At 39.5% G+C, this 23,807-nt stretch carries 17 protein-coding genes, 3 tRNA genes and 1 pseudogene; 15 read left to right on the forward strand and 6 right to left on the reverse strand.

The genetic code is table 11. The features are described 5' to 3' along the window. Positions 1-23 precede the first annotated feature (23 nt). Together AB4140_RS06420 and AB4140_RS06425 are read left to right on the forward strand one after the other, a co-directional pair. On the forward strand, positions 24-3,005 hold the full coding sequence (locus AB4140_RS06420) for a hypothetical protein (protein ID WP_372000238.1): 2,982 nt from the start codon (positions 24-26) through the stop codon (positions 3,003-3,005). Continuing rightward, positions 3,005-3,670, forward strand: coding sequence for a hypothetical protein (locus AB4140_RS06425; RefSeq protein WP_372000240.1), 666 nt, complete (start codon positions 3,005-3,007; stop codon positions 3,668-3,670). Before AB4140_RS06420 ends, AB4140_RS06425 begins: the two co-directional genes overlap by 1 nt. 396 nt (positions 3,671-4,066) lie before the next feature. Here AB4140_RS06425 and AB4140_RS06430 read toward each other — a convergent pair. Beyond that, positions 4,067-4,169: pseudogene (locus AB4140_RS06430) on the reverse strand (hypothetical protein); the annotation flags it as partial. A gap of 382 nt (positions 4,170-4,551) precedes the next feature. Here AB4140_RS06430 and csm6 point away from each other — a divergent pair. The 7 genes from csm6 (at position 4,552) to AB4140_RS06465 (ending at position 16,145) form a co-directional block, all read left to right on the forward strand. Beyond that, positions 4,552-5,673, forward strand: a complete 1,122-nt coding sequence (csm6, locus tag AB4140_RS06435; RefSeq protein ID WP_372000242.1) for a CRISPR-associated ring nuclease Csm6 — start codon at positions 4,552-4,554, stop codon at positions 5,671-5,673. A 284-nt stretch (positions 5,674-5,957) separates the two neighbouring features. Continuing rightward, positions 5,958-9,398, forward strand: coding sequence for a DEAD/DEAH box helicase family protein (locus AB4140_RS06440; protein WP_372000244.1), 3,441 nt, complete (start codon positions 5,958-5,960; stop codon positions 9,396-9,398). Positions 9,399-9,453: 55 nt separating this feature from the next. Continuing rightward, positions 9,454-11,043 carry an N-6 DNA methylase gene (locus AB4140_RS06445; protein WP_372000246.1) on the forward strand — a complete coding sequence of 530 codons (1,590 nt, stop codon included), beginning with the start codon at positions 9,454-9,456 and terminating at the stop codon, positions 11,041-11,043. Further along, the gene (locus tag AB4140_RS06450) at positions 11,040-12,209 is read left to right on the forward strand and encodes a restriction endonuclease subunit S (RefSeq protein ID WP_372000248.1); all 1,170 of its coding nucleotides are present in this window, start codon (positions 11,040-11,042) and stop codon (positions 12,207-12,209) included. Before AB4140_RS06445 ends, AB4140_RS06450 begins: the two co-directional genes overlap by 4 nt. Before the next feature lie 46 nt (positions 12,210-12,255). Then, positions 12,256-13,488, forward strand: coding sequence for a DUF6161 domain-containing protein (locus AB4140_RS06455; protein ID WP_372000250.1), 1,233 nt, complete (start codon positions 12,256-12,258; stop codon positions 13,486-13,488). Between the two features lie 12 nt (positions 13,489-13,500). Then, entirely contained in the window at positions 13,501-15,264 is a 1,764-nt protein-coding gene (locus tag AB4140_RS06460; protein WP_372000252.1) for an AAA family ATPase, read from the forward strand. Beyond that, entirely contained in the window at positions 15,264-16,145 is an 882-nt protein-coding gene (locus tag AB4140_RS06465; RefSeq protein ID WP_372000254.1) for a hypothetical protein, read from the forward strand. The genes AB4140_RS06460 and AB4140_RS06465 overlap by 1 nt, the downstream gene beginning before the upstream one ends. A gap of 628 nt (positions 16,146-16,773) precedes the next feature. Here AB4140_RS06465 and AB4140_RS06470 read toward each other — a convergent pair. From AB4140_RS06470 to AB4140_RS06485, 4 genes are all read right to left on the reverse strand, one after another. Next, a tRNA-Val gene (locus AB4140_RS06470) sits at positions 16,774-16,850 on the reverse strand. 26 nt (positions 16,851-16,876) lie between these two features. Further along, positions 16,877-16,953: transfer RNA gene (locus AB4140_RS06475), tRNA-Val, on the reverse strand. Positions 16,954-16,973: 20 nt separating this feature from the next. Continuing rightward, positions 16,974-17,050 (reverse strand) — tRNA-Val (locus AB4140_RS06480). Between the two features lie 195 nt (positions 17,051-17,245). Further along, positions 17,246-18,616, reverse strand: a complete 1,371-nt coding sequence (locus AB4140_RS06485) for an MATE family efflux transporter (protein ID WP_372000256.1) — start codon at positions 18,614-18,616, stop codon at positions 17,246-17,248. 29 nt (positions 18,617-18,645) lie between these two features. Between AB4140_RS06485 and AB4140_RS06490 the strand changes: the two genes are divergently transcribed. Then, positions 18,646-19,263, forward strand: a complete 618-nt coding sequence (locus AB4140_RS06490; protein WP_372000258.1) for a riboflavin synthase subunit alpha — start codon at positions 18,646-18,648, stop codon at positions 19,261-19,263. A gap of 80 nt (positions 19,264-19,343) precedes the next feature. On the opposite strand, the gene AB4140_RS06495 is transcribed toward AB4140_RS06490, so the two are convergent. Beyond that, a complete protein-coding gene (locus tag AB4140_RS06495; protein ID WP_372000260.1) occupies positions 19,344-19,544 on the reverse strand; it encodes a CPXCG motif-containing cysteine-rich protein in 201 nt (66 codons plus the stop codon). A 386-nt stretch (positions 19,545-19,930) separates the two neighbouring features. On the opposite strand from AB4140_RS06495, the gene thrS reads away from it, so the two are divergent. The 5 genes from thrS (at position 19,931) to AB4140_RS06520 (ending at position 23,736) form a co-directional block, all read left to right on the forward strand. Then, positions 19,931-21,859: a threonine--tRNA ligase gene (gene thrS, locus AB4140_RS06500; protein ID WP_372000262.1), complete on the forward strand. Its 1,929-nt coding sequence runs from the start codon at positions 19,931-19,933 to the stop codon at positions 21,857-21,859. A 3-nt stretch (positions 21,860-21,862) separates the two neighbouring features. Next, a complete protein-coding gene (gene infC / locus AB4140_RS06505) occupies positions 21,863-22,405 on the forward strand; it encodes a translation initiation factor IF-3 (RefSeq protein ID WP_076540890.1) in 543 nt (180 codons plus the stop codon). 89 nt (positions 22,406-22,494) lie between these two features. Further along, a complete protein-coding gene (rpmI, locus tag AB4140_RS06510; RefSeq protein ID WP_055023949.1) occupies positions 22,495-22,689 on the forward strand; it encodes a 50S ribosomal protein L35 in 195 nt (64 codons plus the stop codon). A gap of 18 nt (positions 22,690-22,707) precedes the next feature. After that, positions 22,708-23,067, forward strand: a complete 360-nt coding sequence (gene rplT / locus AB4140_RS06515; protein WP_076540889.1) for a 50S ribosomal protein L20 — start codon at positions 22,708-22,710, stop codon at positions 23,065-23,067. 99 nt (positions 23,068-23,166) lie between these two features. After that, positions 23,167-23,736 carry a GNAT family N-acetyltransferase gene (locus AB4140_RS06520; RefSeq protein WP_372000264.1) on the forward strand — a complete coding sequence of 190 codons (570 nt, stop codon included), beginning with the start codon at positions 23,167-23,169 and terminating at the stop codon, positions 23,734-23,736. The last annotated feature ends 71 nt before the right edge of the window (positions 23,737-23,807 follow it).

A 23,807-nucleotide genomic window follows, 5' to 3' on the forward strand; every position in this document is an offset into this window, starting at 1 on the left:
CATTCAAATTTTAAAGGAATGCCATGAGTGACGTTGTAGAAATTAAGCCGCTAGATAAGTTGTTAGCAGCATTAGACAGCCCAGTTGATCAAATAGGGATAGCCAAGCGTTTGCAGTCAAGCGATGCTTTACAGGCTGATGATTACCATTTTTTTCGGATTAATAGCTTAAGTCATATTTCTGATGAGTCATGCCGTGAAGCTTTGGAAAATGTTTACAGTTGTATTCGTTATCCTGGGGCTAGTGTAGTTTACATACTTGAAGGAGATACTAATGGTGTAGCCTTTTACCTAGGGGTAGCACGAAATTATTTATATCCTAAACCAATTATCACTATCGCTGATATTTCAAAAAATATATTAAGACCTAGTTTTGAAGGTAATTTCAGAGGAAGCGATGTAAGCCAGCCAGTAACCAATGGTGGCGAACTAATTAAGCAGTTGCAGGGTTATCGCCATGTAGGCGTATTGCAAGGGACCGTAGGCGAACAACCTCAGGGAGAGAATGCTTTTTACCAGGGCGTTGATAGGCTGGTCGATGTGATGACTGGTGGTGACTTTTGCCTTGTGATTACGGCTTCGTGCGTTGAATCGCAAGATATCATGTCGCTAGAGCAATGGCTGCATCGAGGTTATGAATTGCTTGCTCCCTTAGCCCGTGTCTCATTTCAGCAGGGGAATACAACAGGCCGCTCTATCTCTTTGGGGAGCAATGAAGGGGAGAGTAGTGGAACAAGCGTTGCTGAGAATACAGGCTCTTCTGAAGGTAAGAGTGATAGCACAACTAGATCAACTAGTAATCGTGACAGTTCAGACTCCGGTACTGAAGGTACCTCAAATTCAACCTCCAAAGGCAAAACTGAAGGAAAAAGTAAGTCAACTAACAGCGGAACTAACTTCGGAGCTTCATTAAATCAAGGCGAAACACTCAATGTTTCGGTGGAACGTCATAATCGGCAAGCACAGCAATGGCTTAGCTATCTAGATGAGGTTTTGTTACCAAGAGTTGATTATGGGCGAAGCCGTGGTGGCTTTGTATGCAATATAGCACTTTTAGCAAAGAGCCAACACACACTACTAAGGCTTGGTGATGTTAGCAGATCGATCTTTAGCGGCAACATGGGTAATCAATATCCATTGCAGATGCTAAATATCTCATCTTTACCTGAGTGGGTTTTTAGCGTTAAAAACCTACAAATCCCTGTTATCCCGCGACAGCCCGCCAATGACCAAGTTTTGAGTGTTTTCGATAGCCTGAAATCACGGGTGAATCTAAATGGGCAAGTGATGATGGGGGCTTATGTCACCCCGAAGGAATTAAGCTTGATTGCTGGTCTGCCTCAGCAAGAGGTAGTTGGTTTAGAACTCAAGGAGCAGGTGACATTTGGTTTAAATCCGCCACCGGTATCTATTGTTGATAGCCTGCCATTGGGCAGCCTAGTGCAATACGGTCGCGTGTTAAAACATAAAAAGGTAAACCTAAATCGGCGCGATTTAAATATGCACGTATTCGTTGCTGGTGTTACAGGTAGTGGTAAAACGACTACCTGCCACCATCTTCTACACGAAAGTATGCTTCCTTTCTTGGTAATTGAGCCAGTAAAAACTGAGTATCGTATGCTGCTAGATAAATATGACGATTTATTGGTGTTAACTCCAGGGCGAGATGACCTAGCACCATTAAGGTTAAATCCGCTTGAGATGATGCCCGGTGAAACCATTTCAAATCGAGTCGATATTATCAAAGCAAGTTTCTCTGCATCATTTGATATGGAGGCGGCAATTCCACAGGTATTGGAGGCTGCCATTTATCGCTGTTATGAAAAAATGGGTTGGGATCTCAGTGCCTCAACACATCCTTTATATAATGACCCTTTCGTTCCAGGTTGCTACCCATTTCCAATATTACGAGATTTACTTGACGCTACCGAGCAGATTGTAAAAGAACAAGGGTTTGATGAGCGTTTGCGTCAAGATTATATTGGCTCTATTAAAGCGCGCCTGCAAGGATTGCTAGTGGGTGCTAAAGGGCAGATATTTAATACATTGCGCTCTATCGATTTTGGTAAGTTAATACAACGTCGTGTTGTGATTGAACTTGAAGAGATCCGTAATGGCGCAGAGAAGTCTCTGTTGATCGCTTTTATAATGACCAATGTTATTCAGGCATTAAAGAATGAGCACCGTAAGAACCCTAAATTTCGTCATCTGACGCTCATTGAAGAAGCTCACCACCTTCTAACTAAAGCGGATCCTTCAACAAGTAGTAATCGCAGGCAAGCTATTGAAATGTTTAGCGATATGCTAGCAGAAGTACGCAAGTATGGTGAGGGGTTAATCATCGTTGATCAGATCCCAAATAAGTTAACCCCTGAAGTGCTCAAGAATACGAATACTAAGATTGTTCATAAGTTATTTGCTGAGGACGATAAAGTAGCAATCGGCAATACTATGGCGCTGGAAACATTACAGCAGCAACACCTGTCTAGATTGGAAATTGGGCAGGCAGTAGTGTTTGGGCAGGGTTGGAAAAGCTCAGTGCTTACTCAAATTGAGACTAACTCGGCGACACAAGCCGATATATCTCTAGACATTATTGAGCCTAAAATACGCGACCGTGCTTGGCAGTTTTATCAGTTACCAAGCAACCTCCATCTATTGCCACTACAGTCTCAACAACCTGCAACGTCGATAGAACAGTGGAGGGTTCAGATGTCATTTAGTGCGGATACTAGATTGTTGAGTGCTTATACCCAATACATGGGTGAGCGGAATGAAACAAATCGTTTAAATTTAACGGTATTATTAAAACAAGCTGCTGACCGTCTTGGGTCTACATCAATGGTAGTGGAGCATCTACTTCATCATTTATATATTCCAACTCAAGAAGAGACGGTAAATCAGTGGCGAGATAAGTTACAAGCTTGCTATCCACACTTGTTTGAAGAGGGGCATGCTAGAGTAACTAAAAGAGAACTTTATACAGGTAATAGGAGAGAATATTAATGTTTGGTATTGGAGCAGCTATTTTGGGAGGACTTAGTTCTGTGGGAACTGCAATTGGTTCGGCATGTTCAGCGATTGGTGGTGCTGTGATATCTACTGGCCGAATTTTGATTGATGCTATCAGCCGCGGACTCCCGATGGTTGAAAAGATCTGTGATGTTGCGCTCACTGTAGGTAAGGGACTTGGTTTATTTTCCCCAGAACAAAATGAATTAGATATTTACGAGCTTGGTATGCGCACTGAACGTTCGGTCGAAGAGGGTGTAACATCCGAACAATTTGATAGTAACAAAGCATTTATAGATCACCTTCGAGATAAGATAACTTTGAGCAAAGAAAACGTTGAAAAGCTAGATAACCTTTCAGATAGTGACAAACTGAAGTATGCCTGCATCGGCAGTGCTATGACGATTGCGGCTATTAAAGAAAAATATGAGGTAGATATCCCTGAGACATTTTGGATTGCGGGGACCGACCTTGGTGTTCAACCAGAACAGTTCAAGCCAATGCTAGATATATTTGAAAGTGCGCAGCTAAAACCTGACCTTGAAGGATTCGTTAAGGGAGAGTTACCTTCTGAGTTACAACGGAGTATTTATGATCTGATTGATAACAGGTTAGGTGACGTTCTCAGTAATGAAACCCTTGATAAACTTCTTTGTTGATTTTTATCTTAAGTGAAGGTGTAAAGATTCCGTAGGGACTAGCCAGTATAATTTGTAATAGCTCAGATTTGATCTGGCAGATACTTATTTTTGAAGGATTCTGTCAACTTAAATTTGAGTTAAATTTTTATCCGCCCAAATTAATTTACCATCAAATATTGCGCAAGTGGTGTTCGACAACAGCACACTTTCCTTGGTGTGCTTGTATAAATCCGCAATTTACTCTGGGTTGATGCACAAAGTACCTTACGGCCTTTTAGAGAATATCTCGCTCCTCCTTGATGCGAATCAACTCAGCTTCAAATTTTGCGATCTTTAGTTGGTCGTCAGTGGATTTGGATATCTTAGGCTTATTAGATCACTGGCTACGCCAGTGATATAACTTTTTGGTATAGAGCCCAGGCCTATCAGAGACCTCATAAACAGAATAACCACGTTCAGCTATTTGCTTAACACCTTCTACTTTGAATTCATGAGAATCTCGTTTGCCTTTGCTCATAATCAACTCATTAATTAAGTGACATTGTAACTTTAGGTGTCTAGCAAAGTATGGGAAGTCCAATCTAGCTCTACAGATATAACATACTTGGAAATATATAAATTAAAGTGATAAATAATTAATTTTAAGTGTTTTTTAGCAGTTAATTTCAAAATCAATTTAAAGTGTTTTATGTAGTGGTCAAAAATAATCGACCACTATAATATTATTTGACATATATCGGTGACAAGACTGATTAAGTCACATATAGTCATTAAAATACTTGAATAACTTTGGTAAAACTTCAAATTTAACAAGTATATGAGATAGATGCAGAATGGAATCTGGTTTTGGTTTTTCCTTCTTTGTACCTTTAAATCTGTTAGTTATGTTGAAGGATTGTATGAAAAACATTTTAGTCGCTGTCACTGGCGCAAGTCCTCAAGTATTAACTGAAACACTTTTTGGATTGCACATACAAGGAAAAGCGATCCCTGAAGAAGTATTCGTTATTACCACTAAAGGCTCAAAGAAACTGTTAGTTGAAGGCCTTTTTGAACAGGGCAATTGGCACCAACTAATCACTGAATATTCACTTCCGCCTATTGTATTTAATGAATCAAACATTTGGGTTATCAGTGATGATAATGGTCACGAATTAGAAGATGCCAAGCGGGAAGAAGATCAGTCAACCATGGCAGATTTCATTACCCGTAAAATAGCAAAACTCACCGCTGATTCGAATTGCGCCATTCACGGTTCAATTGCTGGTGGCCGAAAAACCATGGCGTTTTACATGGGTTATGCCATGTCTTTGTATGGGCGTGAACAAGATGCGTTAAGCCATGTGTTCGTGAATGATGAGTTTGAATTTGTTAAAGACTTTTACTATCCAACGCGCCAAGATAATTGGATAGAAGGCAAAACGCCTGACACGCTAATCAACACTAAAAATGCCATAGTGACTCTTGCTGAAATTCCTTTCGTGCGAATGCGTAAACAGTTTGAATCTGATCTGATTAACCAGCTAGATGATAGTTCTTTCTCAAAAACAGTCGCATTAATGAATGCTGCCAGTCACACGTTATCCATTTCTATCAATTTGAAGACAAGAGAATTGAGTCTATTAGGTGTGGATATCAAGCTATCAGCAAAATTATTAGCATTGTATTTATTTATGCTGTCTCAACCATCCCGCACCATTAAAGTAGGTTCAAGCTTCATTAAAAATACTGACTTTTCCAAACAATATCTTCAATACTTTTTTGATATGAAAGGAGATGTTCGGGTATACAAAACCTTTGGTTTAGAAGATGAAGGTGATTGGGTTCGAGAGGAGCTAGACCTATTACTACCTATGAATGCGAAGTTTATTCAAGAGGTTCTGAGCCAGCTAAATAAAAAGCTACTAAATCACCTTCCAAACGATGTTGTTGAAAAAATAAAAGTGCAATCCGATGGCGTTAAAGGTGGGTCTACTTACTCAATCTGTGAAACTTTAGCTGTAGAAGTTCGTTGCCCATAGGAATTACAAGCTTATAAAAACAAAACTTGTTTGATTTTGAGTATATTGATTCAATGTTTAATGTTTATGAATCATTTGTTTATAACCATTTAGTTGTACAAAAAATTATTTTTAAATAGCAGTGTCGGGTTAACTCATTAAATCTGCTACTAATTAATTGTTAACTCAATGACTATAAAACGGCCAGTTTTGAGAATAGTAAAGGAATACACTCAATCTATTTATAGTGTTGGCAAAACAAAATTAATACCGCTTTAGGCATAAAAATAAGGAATTAGTTAGGAATGAAGCAATCAATGAATTTTGAACATATTCGACAACAGTGGCCAGAACTCCATAAGCTAGGTGCATTTGCTGAAGAATACGCGATAACAGATCCACAAAGTTCATTGGTAAAACTGCGTTGTTTTGCAGAAAAAGTAGTAGGGTTCTTATATAAAGAGCTGCGCTTACCTGTTTTTCCTAACTCTAATATTTACGACAAACTCACAGCTGATGACTTCACCAGTGTCGTGCCTCGACTCATTACTGATAAACTTCATGCTATACGTAAAAGCGGTAACCAGGCTGCCCATGAAGGTAAAGTTGATCAACAACAAGCGATTTGGATATTAAAAGAAAGCTATTTTATTGCTAGCTACCTTTTTATGGCTTATGACGGTGGTAAGCAGCAAGATTGTCCAGAGTTTTGCGTACCCACCCAAAAGCAGCCACTAAATCAAGATAACCAAGAATTTGCCAAAAAGAATAAACAACTAGCGCAAAAACTCGCTGAAAATGAAGCTCGCCTAAAGCAAGCATTAAATGAATTAGAAGCTGCAGAGAAAGCGCAAAAACTAGCCCAAAAAGAGTCTGCTAAATTAAAGCAAAGTATTGATCAAAATAAGATTGATCAAGTGAAACAGCGAAACATGAAAATCACTTCAAGTTTTGATTTTGACGAAGCGCAAACACGAGCCCGTATTATTGATATCGATCTTCGCGCTGCAGGCTGGAATGTCTCTTTAGATGAAGCAAGCACCGAAGAAGTCGGTAAAGAGGTGCAAGTTGATAATCAGCCAACACCAACAGGCATCGGCTACGTTGACTACGTGTTGTGGGATGATGATGGTAAGCCCCTTGCCGTCATTGAAGCTAAGCGCACAAGAGAATCGGTTGAGAAGGGACGTGAACAAGCAAAAATATATGCGGATGCCTTACAAAAGCAATACAAACAACGTCCTGTCATTTTCTATTCTAACGGCTACGATATTCGCATCCTCGATGATGCGCAGGGCTATAATAGCCGTAAGCTTTACGGCTACTATTCAAAAGACAGCCTTCAGTATCTTATTAAGCAACGAACCCTTAAAAAAGATCTTAATACCACGCCCATAGATTTAACCGTAGCAGGTCGTGATTATCAAATAGAAACAATTACTCGTGTAAGTGAGCGCTTCAGCGACAAACACCGTAAATCATTAATTGTGCAAGCAACCGGTACCGGTAAAACCCGTGTTTCCATTGCTCTCGCTAAACGGCTGCTTGATGCAGGCTGGGCCAAGCGAGTACTGTTTTTATGTGACCGAAAAGAGTTACGTAAACAAGCGGGTAGCGCGTTTAATGAATTCACTGAAGAACCCTTATATGTGGTCGGTAAAAGTAAGAAAGAAGCCGCTAGCAGCGCACGCGTTTTTATCGCGACATATCCAGGTATGATCCGCATCTTTCAAAAATACGATGTAGGCTATTTCGATTTAATCGTAGCCGATGAGTCACATCGTTCTATCTACAATATTTACGGCGATATCTTTAAATACTTTGATGCTTTAGAAGCTGGGTTAACCGCTACGCCAGTTGAGATGGTCTCTCGTTCAACCTGTGAGCTGTTTGGCTGTGACTTTAAGCTACCAACCGCTAACTACCCGTTAGAACTTGCCATTGAACAAGGTAATCTAGTGCCCTATAAAATAGTCAGCTTTACGACTAAATTTCTGCGAGAAGGTATTCACAAAAACAACCTCACAGATGAGCAAATTGCAGCGCTAGAAGAGCAAGGAATCGATCCTAACGAGCTAGATTTCGATGCTAAGCAAATTGATGAAACCGTCAAAAACAAAGATACCAACCGCGCCATACTGCGTAACCTAATGGATAAAGGTATACGTGACGTAGACGGTCAATTGCCCGGTAAGACCATTGTGTTTGCACGCAATATTGCTCATGCCGAACTAATGACACAACTGTTTGGTGAAATGTACCCACAACTGGGTGAAAACTTTTGTCGCGTAATTCACTCGAAATACGAACGTGCAGATGAGCTTATCGATGACTTTAAATCTAAATCAGAAAATAGCATACGTATTGCGATATCGGTGGATATGCTTGATACCGGAATCGATGTACCGGCATGCGTCAATTTGGTGTTTGCTAAACCAATAAAATCAAAAGTAAAGTTCTGGCAAATGATAGGCCGTGGTACACGCTTATGTGAAGACCTGTACGGTAAGGGAAAGGATAAAACTCACTTCCTTATTTTTGACCATTGGGAAAACTTTGAATATTTCGACCTAGATCCAGAAGAAGAAGACGTTAAACTAAGTAAGTCACTGACCCAAAAGCTATTTGAAAGCCGCTTAACCTTAGCTGATACTGTGCTGAAAAAGGCAGATATAACGACCTTTGATGCAGTAGTAAAGCTTGTCCATCAAGATGTGTGTTTATTGGATATGAACACCATTGCAGTTCGCGATAACTGGCAAGTCGTCGAAGCCTGCAAAGAGCTAAAACTGTTAAATCAATATTCTCCACAAACCAAAGTAAATTTGGCTGAGCATATTGCGCCATTAATGCAGTGGCGCAACATCATGGGGCAAAGTGAAGCTTATCGATTTGATAATGAAATCGCTAAGTTACAAACGCTAGTGTATGTAGACCCGAGTCAAATAGACTCAGCCAAACAGGTGGTGATGAATAAAGTCGAGACACTGCAGATGCACTTAAACGAGGTGCGTGCTAAGGCTAAAGCAATCGCGGCGATTCAAACTGATGACTACTGGCAAGATGTGACCTTCGCCGAGTTAGAGGAAAGCCGACTCGCACTGCGTAGTATCATCCATCTGCGCGATAAAGAAATCCAAATACCAGAGCCTGAAATCCTATTTGATATTAAAGAAGAAGAAGCTGAATACAAATTCACAGAGCGTCCAACCAAAATTGTCTCTATCGATTATCAAATCTTCCGTCAACAGGTTGAGCAATCCTTAGCGCCGTTTTTTGACTCAAATGCAGTACTGCAAAAAATTCGTTTAGGCCAAGCTGTAACAGCCACTGATTTAGCGCAGCTTAACTCATTAGTGCACACCCAAAACCCCAATGTGGATTTGAACACATTAAAAGAGTTTTTCCCTGAATCGACAGCCACGCTCGATGAAATCCTACGTACCATTGTGGGCATGAACCAACAGGCGATAGAAGATAAGTTTACTGAGTTTGTGCAACAAACCCACACACACATGAATGCCAAACAACAACGCTTTATCAGCATGCTTAAAAACCACCTCATTCGTCATGGTGCTATTCAAATTGAGCAGTTATACGATGCGCCATTTACCCAAGTACACGACATGGGGCTTGATGGCGTGTTTAGTGAACAACAGGCCGATGTTATCCAGCACTTTATCCAGCAATTTAATGTAGAATTGGGCGCAAAGAGCGGCAGTGTCGACAAACAGATCCACCTTTAATTTAAGCGCAACTTAAACATATTTTAAACGTAATTTATACGCATCAGGAAACAACATGATCACAGGTCAATTAAAAAGCAAAATCGACAAACTTTGGGAAGAATTCTGGACAGGTGGCATCACCAATCCATTAACTGTGGTCGAGCAAATTACCTTCTTAATGTATGCCCGTATGCTCGATATGAACGAGCAAGCCGATGAAAAACGTAGCCTACGTACCGGTAAAGCATTCAATCACCGCTTTAACGACACACAGCAACATCTGCGTTGGCAAAATATGCGTCACTTAGGCGCCGACGAACTATATAAAACCGTTAAAGATGAGTTATTCCCATACTTTGCTACAAGTTCTGCTGAATCGGTGACCGAAGGGTATGAAGGTTCGATTTTCTCAGAATTCATGAAAGATGCTCAGTTAATGATCCAAAAGAAGTCATTACTATTAAGAGCAGTAGAGATGGTAAACGACTTACCACTTGATAACTCAGACACAAAAGGCGATTTATACGAATACCTGCTAAGTAAGCTAACTACCGCAGGTATTAATGGCCAGTTCAGAACCCCGCGCCATATTATCCGCGCCATCGTTGAAATGATGGACCCAAGTGTCACCAGTCGCATTTGCGATCCTGCAAGTGGCACCGGCGGTTTCTTATCAACCTCTTACGAGTATCTACTTGAAAAATACACCTCAAAAGAGGGCATAGAGCGTGAAGCCCTTTTTGACGAAGACGGTAAACCATTACTCGATGTCGACGGTAACGCGGTTGAAAACGTACTCTACTCAGGCGACTTAATCGAGCCTGAACAACGAGCCCACATTGACACTAAGATGTTCAATGGCTTTGACTTTGACGCCACCATGCTTCGAGTCGCAGCAATGAACCTTGTTATGCATGGCATTAAACAACCTGGTATTCATTATCAAGATACCTTAAGCCAACGCTTTAGTGAGAACTTCCCTAACGAGGCTAATGAAGGTTTTGACATTATTCTCGCCAACCCGCCATTTAAAGGCAGCTTAGACGAAGAGGACGTTTGTCCTAACTTGTTGCGTAAAGTGAAAACCAAAAAGACTGAACTGCTGTTTGTCGCGCTGATTGAACAAATGCTTAAAATTGGCGGCCAGTCAGCCACTATTGTGCCAGACGGAGTGTTATTTGGCTCATCAAAAGCGCACGTGCAATTGCGGCAGTTATTAGTTGAAAGTAACCAGTTAGAAGCGGTAATTTCACTGCCAAGTGGGGTATTTAAACCCTATGCCGGTGTATCAACTGCCATTCTTATTTTCACCAAAGGTGGCAGCACCGATCACGTATGGTTTTATGACGTACAAGCCGATGGTTTCTCATTAGATGATAAACGTACGCCAATTAAAACGAACGACTTGCCGAGCTTAATAGCAGAATTCAAAGGTCGTGACAAAGCACTTGCTGCAAGCGCTAGTAATGACAAAACACAAAAGGCGTTCTGGGTCAGTAAAGACGATATCATTTCGAACAAATATGACCTGTCGATAAACCGCTACAAAGAAGTCGTTTACGAAGAAGAAAGTTATGAACAGCCAAAGGCGATTTTAACGAAGTTAAAAGCGCTGGAAAATGACATTCTAAAAGACTTGATTAAGTTGGAGGAAATGCTGTGAGTTGGCCGTTAGTTAAGTTAGGGGATGTCGCCCCGTCCAAACCAATTAAAAAACCAGCGGTTAAAAACCCTAACGAAGTATGGCAATTAAATCTTGATATGGTCGAATCTCAGACGGGGAAAGTAATTAGTAAAGTTATTGCACCGGTCAGTGATGCAGGGACATCAACACATTGGTTTGATGAAAGGTACGTACTTTACTCAAAATTGCGACCATATTTAAATAAGGTTGTATTGCCTGATACTCAAGGTTTAGCTACAACTGAATTAGTACCAATGTTACCTGATGCTGAGAGATTGGACCGAAGTTATCTTGTCCATTATTTGCGTTCTAATCGTTTTGTTAGTTGGATTAATGAGCAGGTTGCGGGTGCGAAAATGCCTCGTGTTTCGATGAAAATATTTTGGGAACACGAAATCTCACTCCCACCACTAGACGAGCAAAAGCGCATTGCCGCGATTTTAGATAAAGCCGATGCCATCCGCCGAAAACGCCAACAAGCCATTAACCTCGCCGACGACTTCCTCCGCAGCGTCTTCCTAGATATGTTTGGCGATCCCGTCACCAACCCGAAAGGTTGGGAAGTTAAGAAGCTTGTTCAACTTTGTGGAGTCGGTTCAAGCAAGCGTGTATTTGTTGATGATTTTGTTGATTCAGGCATTCCGTTTTATAGGGGGACAGAGGTTGGTAAACTTGGAGAGGGTAAATCTATTGAGCCAAGCTTATTTATTTCACCACAACATTATTCTGAATTGAAAGAGCATGGTGGTGTCCCTAAAGTTGGTGACCTTTTACTACCCTCTATTTGTCCTGATGGTCGAATTTGGCGTGTAGAACATGAACATCCATTTTATTTTAAAGACGGGCGAGTGTTGTGGATTAAATCTGGTGATAGTGATGTAAACAGTGATTACCTAAGAAGTTTATTACAACGTATATTTTTTGCTAATTATTCACAAATAGCGTCTGGTACTACATTCGCAGAACTGAAAATTGTAGCGTTGAAAAACTTAGATATTCTGGTTCCTCCAATGGATAAGCAAATAGAATTTTCAAATGTAATGAGAAAAACTATGGCTAATATAGAAACGCTTAACCTTGCAAAGAAACAAGCTGAAGAAATGTTTAACTCTTCTAGCCAAAAAGCGTTCGCTGGAGAACTATAGCGATTTACTTTGAAACAAACATAAAAAGAATAACAAGGACGTTGATATGTCAGAAGAAATCGAACAAGAAATAAAATTAAAGCGCATTACCATCAAAACCGAAACAGGCAGTAAATGGTTTGATGAACCTGAAAAGTTATTAGCTTGGGTTCAACAACAACGTCAGCTTTATGCCTTTCATGCTCAACAAAGCCAACGTTATCAAATGCACCAGTTGTTTACGACTTTTGATCAAAGTTGGAATAATCTTCAAAAACAAGTAACTGATGGTTTAAAACGTTTTAAAAACGATCCTGACAATTACAATAATCGGGTTGAGCAGTTTAGTAATAGCTTTAATTCTTTCCTTGATAGCAAAAAAATTTTTACTGAAGAAGCTCCATTCTATGAGTTTGTTAAAAGACAGGCAGATAAAAGTGTGGAGTTTGGCTTAGCTGCTATTGCCGCTGTTTTTGATGTCAATGTTAGCCCTATTGATCGCAAAATGTATCAAGGTTTACAAGAAGCCGATGCTTATATTTCAGGTAATCAAGATCGTGTGAAGGATGAAGCTGATTCCTTGCAGATGCTAAAAGAGCGCTGGGATGAAGAACAAACGAGCCAGCGAGATACCTGGATTACTGAGTACCAAACTACAATTGATGAAGCAACACGCCAAAATTTAAAAGTTGATGGCTTAATCAGTGATTGGCAAGACCAAACCGAAACACAAACCGCTGATTTAGAAACGCATAAAGAGCAGTTTAAAGCCAAGTTTGATGATGAGCTGGCCAGTGCGAAGACAGACTTAGAAAACCTTACCAAAACCTATGATGACAAGCTCGCATTACATGCCGCTGTTAGGTACTGGGGTATTCAGCAAAAAAGTAACCGCAACAAGGCAATCGGTTTTGGTATTGTCATGTCATTAATGATTATCGCTGTAGTTACAACATTAATGGTATTTGTTGATACTCACTTAAATACAACAATTAAAGATGTAGCATTAAACAAGCTCATCACTGTTGCCGTTATTACCACATTCGGTATTTGGCTTATTAAAGTCGCGGCAAATATTTTCATGTCTCACTTGCACCTTACTACTGACGCACAAGAACGTAGAACCATGATTCACACCTATCTTGCACTTACTCGCAAAGGCCAAGGACCCAAAGACGAAGACCGCCAACTTATTTTGCAAACACTATTTAGACCAAGCACAACCGATATGGTTAAAAATGACCAAGGCCCAACCCAACTCGTTGATATGATTAACCGATTGTCTACCAAATCAAATTAGAAGAGAAATTTAATGAGAATCACCAAATTATCACTCACCAACTTTCGCTCTTTTAAAGAAACACAGACTATAGAGTTTGCACCGGTCACTTTACTGTTTGGCCCAAATAGTGTGGGTAAAAGTACGGTATTAATGGCGCTGTTTTATCTGCAACAGATACTTGAGAAAGGTCAGTGTAATCCTCAGATACTTGATGCTTTGGGGGATAAATTTGTCGGTGGCTTTAAAAACTTGGTGAATGGTCGAGATATATCTAAAAGAATTAAGATAAAAGTCGAATATGATAAACACCATGCTATTGGGTCTCAATATACTACAACTAGTGATCTAATAAATGAGCTAATAACGCCAGGGCTCGATGTAATAATTTCTGACAGTGCAGCAGCCTCATCAAATAAAGTGGCAGTGGAGTTTGTGATTGCTTGGTCACATACAACGGGTTCAGCTTTTATTGAGTCTTATTCTGTTTGGTTAGATGATAATTTTGTTGGAACAATAAATAGTGATGCAGGGCTAAAAAATCCAATCGTTAGCTCATTAAATTTCAGTAATCAACTATTTGATGAATGGAATGATGCACAAAATGATTGGCTCGATGAAATATTTCATAATAGTGAACATATACTTTCAAGCACGAAGGTCGAACTGTTTGACACAGAGATAAATAATGATGATTTTGTTTTTGAAGACCATTTCGCTGAAGACGGTTTAAACAACAGGGTAGAGTTATTTTTGCAACATCAATTACCTTTTGGTGTTGCATGTATCGCTGGAGCATTACCTGTATTAGGTAAGAAATTAACTACTAGTTTAACTTTTGACAGTGAATTAAATGGTTCAATTATTGTTGAATTGCTGAGTGAGTTATTTGTGTCACCGCTTGACAATCTTCTTGATATTCTCAACAACAGCCTTTGTATTGGTCCGCTAAGAAAAATTCCTAATTCAACATATGAGCCGAATCCATACCCTAAGCAAGGTGATTGGTATTCAGGTCAAGCTTGTTGGGATGAACTCGCAATTACTAATATAAGACGAGACCATAACGTAAATGAATGGCTTGGTTCTGAAAAGTTAGATTTAGGTTATAAGCTCATCTATCGAACCCAAGAAGGCGAGAACCGTTTTATTACTCCATCATTTGATGTAAATCATTATAACGATTTATTAGCAATTTCAGATGCTATAGGAATTCAAATTGAGCAAGTACATGAAAGTGATGAGTCTGAACCTAACATAATAAATTACGAGAATTTAGAAGCTGATAGGGAATCTAAAGATATACACTCTTCATTTTATAAGGGCTTATCTCAATTTAAGCATACGTCAGTTACTTTGTGGGATACTCATAATAGTATCGATGTTACAGCTTCAGATATTGGTGTTGGGGTTTCTCAGTTATTACCATTAGTTGTTGCTATTTATTCGCGAAATAAAGGGGTTATTGCATGTGAGCAACCAGAGTTACATGTTCATCCAAGGGTACAAGTCGCCATTGGAGATTTGTTAACCCAAGCAAATACAAAAGCCGGTTTTTTAATTGAGACACACAGTGAGCATCTCGTGTTACGAATGCTTAAGCGTATACGACAAACAACAGCAGACGAATTGCCTGATGGTTTTTCTCCTGTTACTACTGATGATATATCAATAACTTACCTTGAACCTTCAGCAAATGGTGTTTTAACTAAAAAGTTTAAAGTTACTGATGATGGTGATTTTGAGAATGACTGGCCTGGTGGCTTCTTTGATGAACGCGACGAGGAGTTATTCTAATGTATCAAGAAGTTGCGTTTGACCCTCGTTGCCTTAGTGAGTTTCACTATTATGGCTTATTAAAAGAACGATTTGGATTTGAGTCAGGACGTTACGTTATTGCGCCAGTAAGAGAGTGGGCGAAGGAAGCTTTTAAAGCTGCAAAAGCTTCAGAAAATCTTAAACCAATAAGAAAGAAATCAATTACCAACTTTTTAAATAACCTTCAAAGAAATAAAAACCAAGGCTACGTGATACTTCCAACTGATCGAGTTCACATAAATGCGGAAAATTGGTCCGATTGGTGTTCCAAGCAGGTTACACATCTAGCATTCAACTCTGTCATTTCAGAAACGTTTGCAGACGCTATCAAATATGATGATCTTATTGAAGGTCACGCAAAATGGGATCTACCACCGACTATTCAAATTAATAAAACTGCAGCCGAAATTTCTTCACAAATAGGGACGCTATTAAGATTCGGAGGTGATTTATTAATTGTTGACCAGTATTTCAGATTGGCTGCTAATCCGGTGTTGGTAGAAATATTCAAACAGCTTCAATGTTCTCATTCAATTAATAGTATTACCTTAGTAACAAGTATAAATACTGCTGACCCAGCCAGAGTTTTTAATCAAGAATATACTGAAATTTTCGAGTACATTCCAAAATTTTCAATTGTAGTTGCACCTGCTAAGTATTTCCATGATCGATATGTTATCTCTGATAAAGGGGCAATTAAGTCGGGTCATGGTTTTTCTGAAGCAATTGAACAAGGAGCTCAAGCGGATAAATTAAGCATTGGCTTATGTGGAATGCTGGAAGCTACTGATACTAAAGGCTGGGTACATCGAGTTATTGATGAGCAAAAAGCTGAGAAAATTGTACTTTTCAATAAATAACCGCATCAAACCCTAGATTCTCGACATAACCGACACACGCTTGCCCGTTAAAACTTCTAACGGTTAAATAGCCAAGTGTTTTCCTCGGCCTCATATTGATTAGTAAGCTCACATTAGTTAAATGCTGCTCAGTAACTCATGCGATCGCCCTGGCTAATAAAGCCTTTTAAAATTAATTATTGTAGCGGTGCATTCAACAGTATGAGTGGCATGCAGATCTATTATCAGAAAAGTATAACCGACAGCACTTTCACACAGTTTAAGAAAAGCTAAATATGCCCAAATAGTAAGGTTTGTCTAAAGTAGGCTTTATCCAGTTAATGACTATATGTTTGCCCATAATTTTTGTTTAAGGTGGGGGTCATAAAAATTTAGCTTAATTAAACGCTGTGCCAACATGTTGGGCACAGATTTGGCACAATCGGCACTTTTGGCATAAATCTGTCGATTATAGGTTTTGTTATACGAAATAGAGAAGGGTGGTTTAACTAAGTGTTTTTGACGATAAGTAATATGGATTTAAAGCTAATTGGCACGGAGTTTTGACTATTGGGCACAAGTAATATTTGGTTTGTTTTTTTATAAGGAATGTTTTATTTATGTTTTACAGAGGGTTACAAGTAAAGAATGGTACAACCGAGTGGATTCGAACCACCGACCCCTACCATGTCAAGGTAGTGCTCTAACCAACTGAGCTACGGTTGTATTGTGTTTAGCAATCTCAAAAAAAATGGTACAACTGAGTGGATTCGAACCACCGACCCCCACCATGTCAAGGTAGTGCTCTAACCAACTGAGCTACAGTTGTAACGTGTCTTTCAAATAATATGGTACAACCGAGTGGATTCGAACCACCGACCCCTACCATGTCAAGGTAGTGCTCTAACCAACTGAGCTACGGTTGTATTGTTGTAAGATGACATCTTCATGTAATCTGTGGAACGAGCGATATCTTACGGGATACGTGTTTTGATGCAAGCAAAAAAATCAAAAATATGAACGAGTGGCTATTTGCTGTGCAAATTGAGTTGTATAGCGTCGTATTCAAGTGTTTTTAATTACGATTACGACGCTCTACCACTGCATTGACACAATCACTTTTAGCTATGGTCTTCAAATGCCGCTTTAAATTTGGCATTCTTCTGAATATAGATTAGACGCAATGCGAACAATATCGCGGCACTGGTTAAACCTGCTATTAAGCCAATCCAGAACCCATGAGCGCCCATAGCGGGCACAATGATATCAGTTCTAGCTAATATGTAGCCCAATGTCATACCAATAGCCCAGTATGACACCAAGGTGATATAGAAGGCGCTCTTGGTATCTTTATAGCCACGTAGTGCACCAGCTGCGACCACTTGGATAGAATCAGATAATTGGTATAAAGCAGCAAGGAACATTAAGCTACCCGCTAGTGCAACGACTTCAGGGTTATTATTGTAAAGCAGGGCTATTTCAGTTTTGAACAATACAGTAATGATTGCCGTCACCACCGCTAATGAAAATGCCAATATCAGTCCTATTTTTGTGACCATTTTGGATATTTCAACTTTATCCTGACCGAGGTAATAACCCACTCTTATCGAAACGGCAATACCGATTGATAATGGCAACATAAATACGATTGATGAGAAGTTGAGGGCAATTTGATGCCCAGCAACGACATTAGCACCTAGGGGCGCTAATAATAAGGCAATAACAGCGAATAGACTGACTTCAAAAAATAATGCCATAGCGATAGGGGTGCCATGTTTCATCATTTCCCATATCGTCTTCCAATTAGGTTTATTTAATTTGGAAAATGGCGCTATCTCTGCAAATTTCTTATGGAATTGCATGTAAATCATCATGGCAATCAACATTGCCCAAAACACTAATGCAGTAGCAATACCACAACCAGCACCGCCCATCGCAGGGACCCCGAAATGACCATAGATAAAGATATAGTTGGCAGGGATATTAACCGCAAGACCGACAAAGCCAATAACCATCGTCGGTAATGTATAAGAGATGCCTTCAGAGCAGCCCCGTAGTATTTGGTACAAAATAAATGCAGGTACACCCCACATAAAACCATGTAAATAGCCTGCACTTAACTCGGCTAATTCAGGTTCTAAAGCCATCATGGTAAAAATAGTTTTAGCAAATGAGAGGAACAACAACACACCAACACTGCCAATTATGGCAATATAGAATGCTTGCGACATCAAGGGTTGGATTGCTTTTGGATTATTAGCGCCGTGATGATGGGCAAACACTGGTGTAAATGCCAACAGTAGCCCTTGCACAAACAATAAAGCAGGTAACCATAAGCTGGTACCAATCGCGACTGCAGCCATATCGACAGCGCTGACTCTACCGGCCATAACAGTATCGATAAATCCCATCATTGTTTGGGTAACTTGAGCAATTAATACTGGCATTGCCAGTTGGATTAATTTTTTGGCCTGAAAGCCTGTGTTATTCATTTAAAAACCTTCAACTAAAGAGCACAAATATGTTTACTGGTATCGTACAAGCGACGTGTGATGTTATTACAATTAAAGCACAGAGTGGTTTAAAAACATTTGAAGTTAATATTCCAGGAGAGCTACAGCATGGTTTAGAAACTGGTGCGAGTGTGGCAAATAACGGTGTTTGTTTAACGGTCACAAAGCTGGTGAATAATAGAGTTTATTTTGATGTAATGGAAGAGACCTTACAGCTAACAAACTTAAATTTTATTGAACCGGGTGACAAAATCAATATTGAACGTTCTTTGACCTTCGGAAAAGAGATAGGTGGCCACATTTTGTCAGGTCATGTTCATACCATGGCAACAATTACCCACATAAGTCATACCGATGAGCATTACAATTTAACATTAACAGTACCGGCTAAATGGATGGATTATATCTTCTATAAAGGTTTTATAGGCGTCAATGGATGCAGTTTAACGGTAGGAGAGATTGATCAAGACCAGTTCAAGTTACATTTGATCCCAGAAACGCTCAAATTAACTAATTTGAGTTACTGCAAACTGGGTGACAAAATCAATATCGAAATCGATAGTCAAACTCAAGTTATAGTCGATACAGTAGAAAGAATTTTAGCTAAAAAATCATTGCTAAAATAGCCTACAAAGGCTTAGATTGATGACACATTCTAAGCTACTACATCTAAGCCTATTAAAGCAGGTTTTTACATGTTCAACTGTTAATAGAACTGTTCTTCATCAGAATCTATAAATAATTGAATGGTTCTATTTGAATCGTTTACTTGCAATCGCATATGGATTGGATTGCAGCACACTCGACAATCATCATAATACTCTTGATCTCCACAACTAGTATCAATATGAACATGTTGATTATGGCCGCAATGCGGACAACTTATTACTCGGCTGACTAAATTCATAACTTCCCCCAGTATTTAACATTAAAGCATTTGCAAAACTAAAAAACCTTTAACCGTTTAGCAGCAAGCAGGATTGAGCTTGGAATTAAGTATAGTAAACATTAGTAAAACTCGCGTAATGCCAAAGTTGTCAGTTGAGGTAGCAGCTGCATTGGCTATTAAAAGTTAATCGAGTCATCCAAGAAGTGTAAAAAGCTGTTGTGATGGTGTTTTATTCAATTTTGCGACTGAGTTAGCTTGCTTGCAAAAGGCCTTTTCACATACAATGCGTATTCATGCCACTTATGACTCAGACTCCTGTAATGTCTGATGTTCGGTGGCATTTCTTTTATATATTAATTACCAAGTGGCCCTACGTGTGGGTCACCACTGGATAAGGAAATGAAATGCCTATTATTACTTTGCCTGATGGCAGCAAACGTGAGTTTGCCGATTCTGTTTCTACTTCAGATGTCGCTGCCGACATCGGTCCTGGTTTAGCTAAAGCGTGTATTGCTGGTCGTGTGAACGGTGAACTCGTTGATGCTTGTGATTTAATTACCACAGATTCAGAACTTTCAATCATTACGGCTAAAAATGAAGAGGGTGTTGAAATCCTTCGCCATTCTTGTGCGCACTTATTAGGTCATGCTATTAAGCAAATGTGGCCTGAAACTAAAATGGCAATCGGTCCAGTTATTGATAATGGCTTTTACTACGATATCGATTTAGATCACAAGCTTACTCAAGAAGATATCGATGCGTTAGAAAAACGTATGCAAGCATTAGCTAAAACAAATTATAGCGTTGTTAAGAAAGTGGTTTCTTGGCAAGAAGCCCGTGATACGTTCGAAGCTCGTGGTGAAGAATACAAAATTGCAATCTTAGATGAAAATATCAGCAAAGATGCAACCCCAGCGCTTTACCATCACGAAGAATATATTGATATGTGTCGTGGACCTCATGTACCTAACATGAAGTTCTGTCAAAACTTTAAGTTAATGAGTGTTGCTGGTGCATACTGGCGCGGTAACTCTGACAATAAAATGCTACAACGTGTTTACGGTACTGCTTGGGCAGACAAAAAAGCTCTTAAAGTACATTTAAACCGTCTTGAAGAAGCGGCTAAACGTGACCACCGTAAAATTGGTAAACAGTTAGACCTTTATCATATGCAAGAAGAAGCGCCAGGAATGGTGTTTTGGCACAATGATGGTTGGAGCTTATATTTAGAGCTTGAGAAGTTTATTCGTCAAAAACTAGGGCAATACACTTACCAAGAAGTTAAAGGTCCATTAATGATGGATCGTAACTTGTGGGAACGCTCTGGCCATTGGGACAAATACGCTGATGCGATGTTCACAACGAACAGTGAAAACCGTGAATATGCGATTAAGCCTATGAACTGTCCGGGACACGTACAGATCTTTAACCAAGGGTTGAAGTCTTACCGTGATTTGCCATTAAAAATGGCTGAGTTTGGTTGTTGTCATCGTAACGAACCATCAGGTTCTTTACATGGCCTAATGCGCGTTCGTGGCTTTACTCAAGATGACGCACACGTATTCTGTACCGATGACCAAGTTCAAGAACAAGTCAGTGAATGTATTCAAATGGTGTATGACACATACGGTACGTTTGGATTTGAAAATATCGTCGTTAAATTATCAACTCGTCCAGAAAAACGTATTGGTGATGACGATATGTGGGATCGTGCTGAAGAAGCATTAAAGAAAGCACTTAAGGCTAATGATATCGAATTTGATATTTTACCTGGTGAAGGTGCGTTCTATGGCCCAAAAATCGAATTTACTTTGCATGATTGCTTAGATCGTGCGTGGCAATGTGGTACAGTGCAACTTGATTATGCGTTACCTTCACGTTTAGGTGCTACCTATGTTGCTGAAGATAACACTCGTCAAACACCGGTTATGATTCACAGAGCTATTTTAGGCTCACTTGAGCGCTTCCTCGGTATTCTAATTGAAGAGTATGCAGGTAAATTCCCGACATGGCTTGCACCAGTGCAAGTAATTGTTATGAACATTACTGATAAACAGTCTGATTATGTAGATGAAATTGTTAAAACTTTCAAAGAAAGTGGCATTCGAGCATCTAAAGACTTGAGGAATGAGAAAATAGGCTTTAAAATACGTGAACATACGTTAAAGCGTGTACCTTATTTATTGGTCGTTGGTGATCAAGAGATAGAAAATAAGGAAGTTGCGGTACGAACACGTGACGGTATCGATTTAGGCAAGATTAAAATCAATGATTTTATTGCCAAGATACAAAAACAAATTTCGAGCCGTAGTCTAATTTTGTTGGAGGAATAGGTCATAAAGATCAAGAGAGCAGCAGGGCGACAGCCAGCCCCTAATCGTATTAACGAAGAAATCACTGGCGTACCAGAAGTTCGTCTATCGGATATCGAAGGCGAATCTGTTGGAATCGTAAGTATTTCACAGGCTCAAGAATTAGCTGATGAAGCAGGTGTAGACCTGGTTGAAATTAGTCCTAACGCTGAGCCTCCGGTCTGTCGCATTATGGACTACGGTAAGTTCCTTTTTGATAAAGCGAAAGCTCAAAAAGAACAAAAGAAGAAGCAGAAACAGGTCCAGCTGAAGGAAATTAAATTCCGTCCTGGCACTGATGAAAACGACTATCAGGTAAAACTACGCAACCTGATTCGTTTTCTAGAAGATGGGGACAAAGCGAAAATTACGCTGCGTTTCCGTGGTCGCGAAATGGCACACCAAAGCTTAGGTATGGATCTTTTGAACCGTATCAAAGCAGATTTGGAAACATATGCTGTTGTTGAATCTTTCCCGAAAATGGAAGGTCGACAAGCAGTTATGGTCCTAGCACCTAAAAAGAAATAGTAGGGCAACCAATTAAAAAGTAGCAAAATCCTTTTTGAGGGTTTTGCTCGCCTTACGTTTTATTAATGTCCCAATGCGGAGTTTTAGCAATGCCTAAAATGAAAACAGATAAGGGTGTCCAAAAACGCTTCAGAAAAACCGCTAATGGTTTCAAGCGCAAACAGGCACACTTACGTCATATTTTGACAAAGAAGAGCACTAAGCGTAAACGTCACTTACGTGCTAAATGTTTAGTAGCTAAGTCTGATGTGCCAGCAATTGCACGTCAACTACCATACGCTTAATTAAAGGAGATATGAACAATGCCTAGAGTTAAGCGTGGTGTAACCGCTCGTGCTCGTCACAAGAAAGTACTTAAATTAGCCAAAGGTTATTACGGAGCTCGCTCTCGTACTTTCCGTGTTGCTGTTCAAGCAGTAACTAAAGCTGGTCAATATGCTTACCGTGACCGTCGTCAAAAGAAACGTCAATTCCGTCAACTTTGGATTGCACGTATCAATGCGGCATCTCGTCAAAATGGTCTTTCTTATAGCCGTTTCATTAACGGTCTTAAAAAAGCTTCGATCGAAATCGATCGTAAAATTTTGGCTGACATCGCTGTATTCGACAAAGTTGTTTTCACAATTTTAGTTGAAAAAGCAAAAGAAGCTTTAGCTAAGTAATTAGTTATTATTCTTTAAAAAAGGAACCTTAGGGTTCCTTTTTTTATATCTAAAATTTAGAATCTTGCCATTGTGTTTGACTTATTGGAAGTAGGTGTTATGAAAACCCAGTTAGCAACAGACAGATTATCAATTGCTATTATGACGCTTGATGATGCCGATTTACTTTACGATCTAGACCAAAATCCCGATGTGATGAAATATATAAACGGCGGAAAACCTACCTCAAAATCTGATATAGAACATATTTCTATACCACGTTTGGCAAGTTATTTAACGCCATCCAAAGGGTGGGGCTTTTGGAAGGTGTTTGAAAAGCGAGAACTAGATACTGTTGATAGTCGTGATAACTTTGTTGGTTGGATATTGATTAGGCCCATGGGCTTTTTCAGTGAGACCCCTGAATTTAATAATCTTGAAATTGGTTGGCGATTCAAACAATCAGCTTGGGGGAAAGGTTATGCGACAGAAAGCGCCAAAGCAGTGATTAAATTATTGGTAGAGGAACAACCAATTATTGAACGTTTTACAGCAATAGCGGATAAGGATAATTTAGGTTCAATTAAAATTATGAAGAAAATAGGAATGGAATTTATCTGTCAGCAGTTTCATTCAGATGTTAATGGCAAAACTGAAGTTGTAATATACAGTTTGAAAGTTAACCATTAAAAAAATGAGTAATGTGCAGTAATAGTGTTAAACAAAAACTGGTCAACTGTAGAGGGTGTAACAGATTCTGT

It is taken from the genome of Shewanella sp. 10N.286.51.B2, assembly GCF_041469265.1.
In the GTDB taxonomy this organism is placed as follows: domain Bacteria; phylum Pseudomonadota; class Gammaproteobacteria; order Enterobacterales; family Shewanellaceae; genus Shewanella.

What these genes read in the sequence shown, in the direction of transcription:
- thrS (WP_372000262.1), top strand. Translation starts at nt 19,931, where the DNA reads ATGCCTATTATTACTTTGCCTGATGGCAGCAAACGTGAGTTTGCCGAT.
- AB4140_RS06490 (WP_372000258.1), top strand. Translation starts at nt 18,646, where the DNA reads ATGTTTACTGGTATCGTACAAGCGACGTGTGATGTTATTACAATTAAA.
- AB4140_RS06460 (WP_372000252.1), top strand. Translation starts at nt 13,501, where the DNA reads ATGAGAATCACCAAATTATCACTCACCAACTTTCGCTCTTTTAAAGAA.
- AB4140_RS06425 (WP_372000240.1), top strand. Translation starts at nt 3,005, where the DNA reads ATGTTTGGTATTGGAGCAGCTATTTTGGGAGGACTTAGTTCTGTGGGA.
- rpmI (WP_055023949.1), top strand. Translation starts at nt 22,495, where the DNA reads ATGCCTAAAATGAAAACAGATAAGGGTGTCCAAAAACGCTTCAGAAAA.
- AB4140_RS06455 (WP_372000250.1), top strand. Translation starts at nt 12,256, where the DNA reads ATGTCAGAAGAAATCGAACAAGAAATAAAATTAAAGCGCATTACCATC.
- AB4140_RS06485 (WP_372000256.1), bottom strand. Translation starts at nt 18,616, where the DNA reads ATGAATAACACAGGCTTTCAGGCCAAAAAATTAATCCAACTGGCAATG.
- AB4140_RS06465 (WP_372000254.1), top strand. Translation starts at nt 15,264, where the DNA reads ATGTATCAAGAAGTTGCGTTTGACCCTCGTTGCCTTAGTGAGTTTCAC.
- rplT (WP_076540889.1), top strand. Translation starts at nt 22,708, where the DNA reads ATGCCTAGAGTTAAGCGTGGTGTAACCGCTCGTGCTCGTCACAAGAAA.
- AB4140_RS06440 (WP_372000244.1), top strand. Translation starts at nt 5,958, where the DNA reads ATGAAGCAATCAATGAATTTTGAACATATTCGACAACAGTGGCCAGAA.
- csm6 (WP_372000242.1), top strand. Translation starts at nt 4,552, where the DNA reads ATGAAAAACATTTTAGTCGCTGTCACTGGCGCAAGTCCTCAAGTATTA.
- AB4140_RS06420 (WP_372000238.1), top strand. Translation starts at nt 24, where the DNA reads ATGAGTGACGTTGTAGAAATTAAGCCGCTAGATAAGTTGTTAGCAGCA.
- AB4140_RS06495 (WP_372000260.1), bottom strand. Translation starts at nt 19,544, where the DNA reads ATGAATTTAGTCAGCCGAGTAATAAGTTGTCCGCATTGCGGCCATAAT.
- AB4140_RS06445 (WP_372000246.1), top strand. Translation starts at nt 9,454, where the DNA reads ATGATCACAGGTCAATTAAAAAGCAAAATCGACAAACTTTGGGAAGAA.
- AB4140_RS06520 (WP_372000264.1), top strand. Translation starts at nt 23,167, where the DNA reads ATGAAAACCCAGTTAGCAACAGACAGATTATCAATTGCTATTATGACG.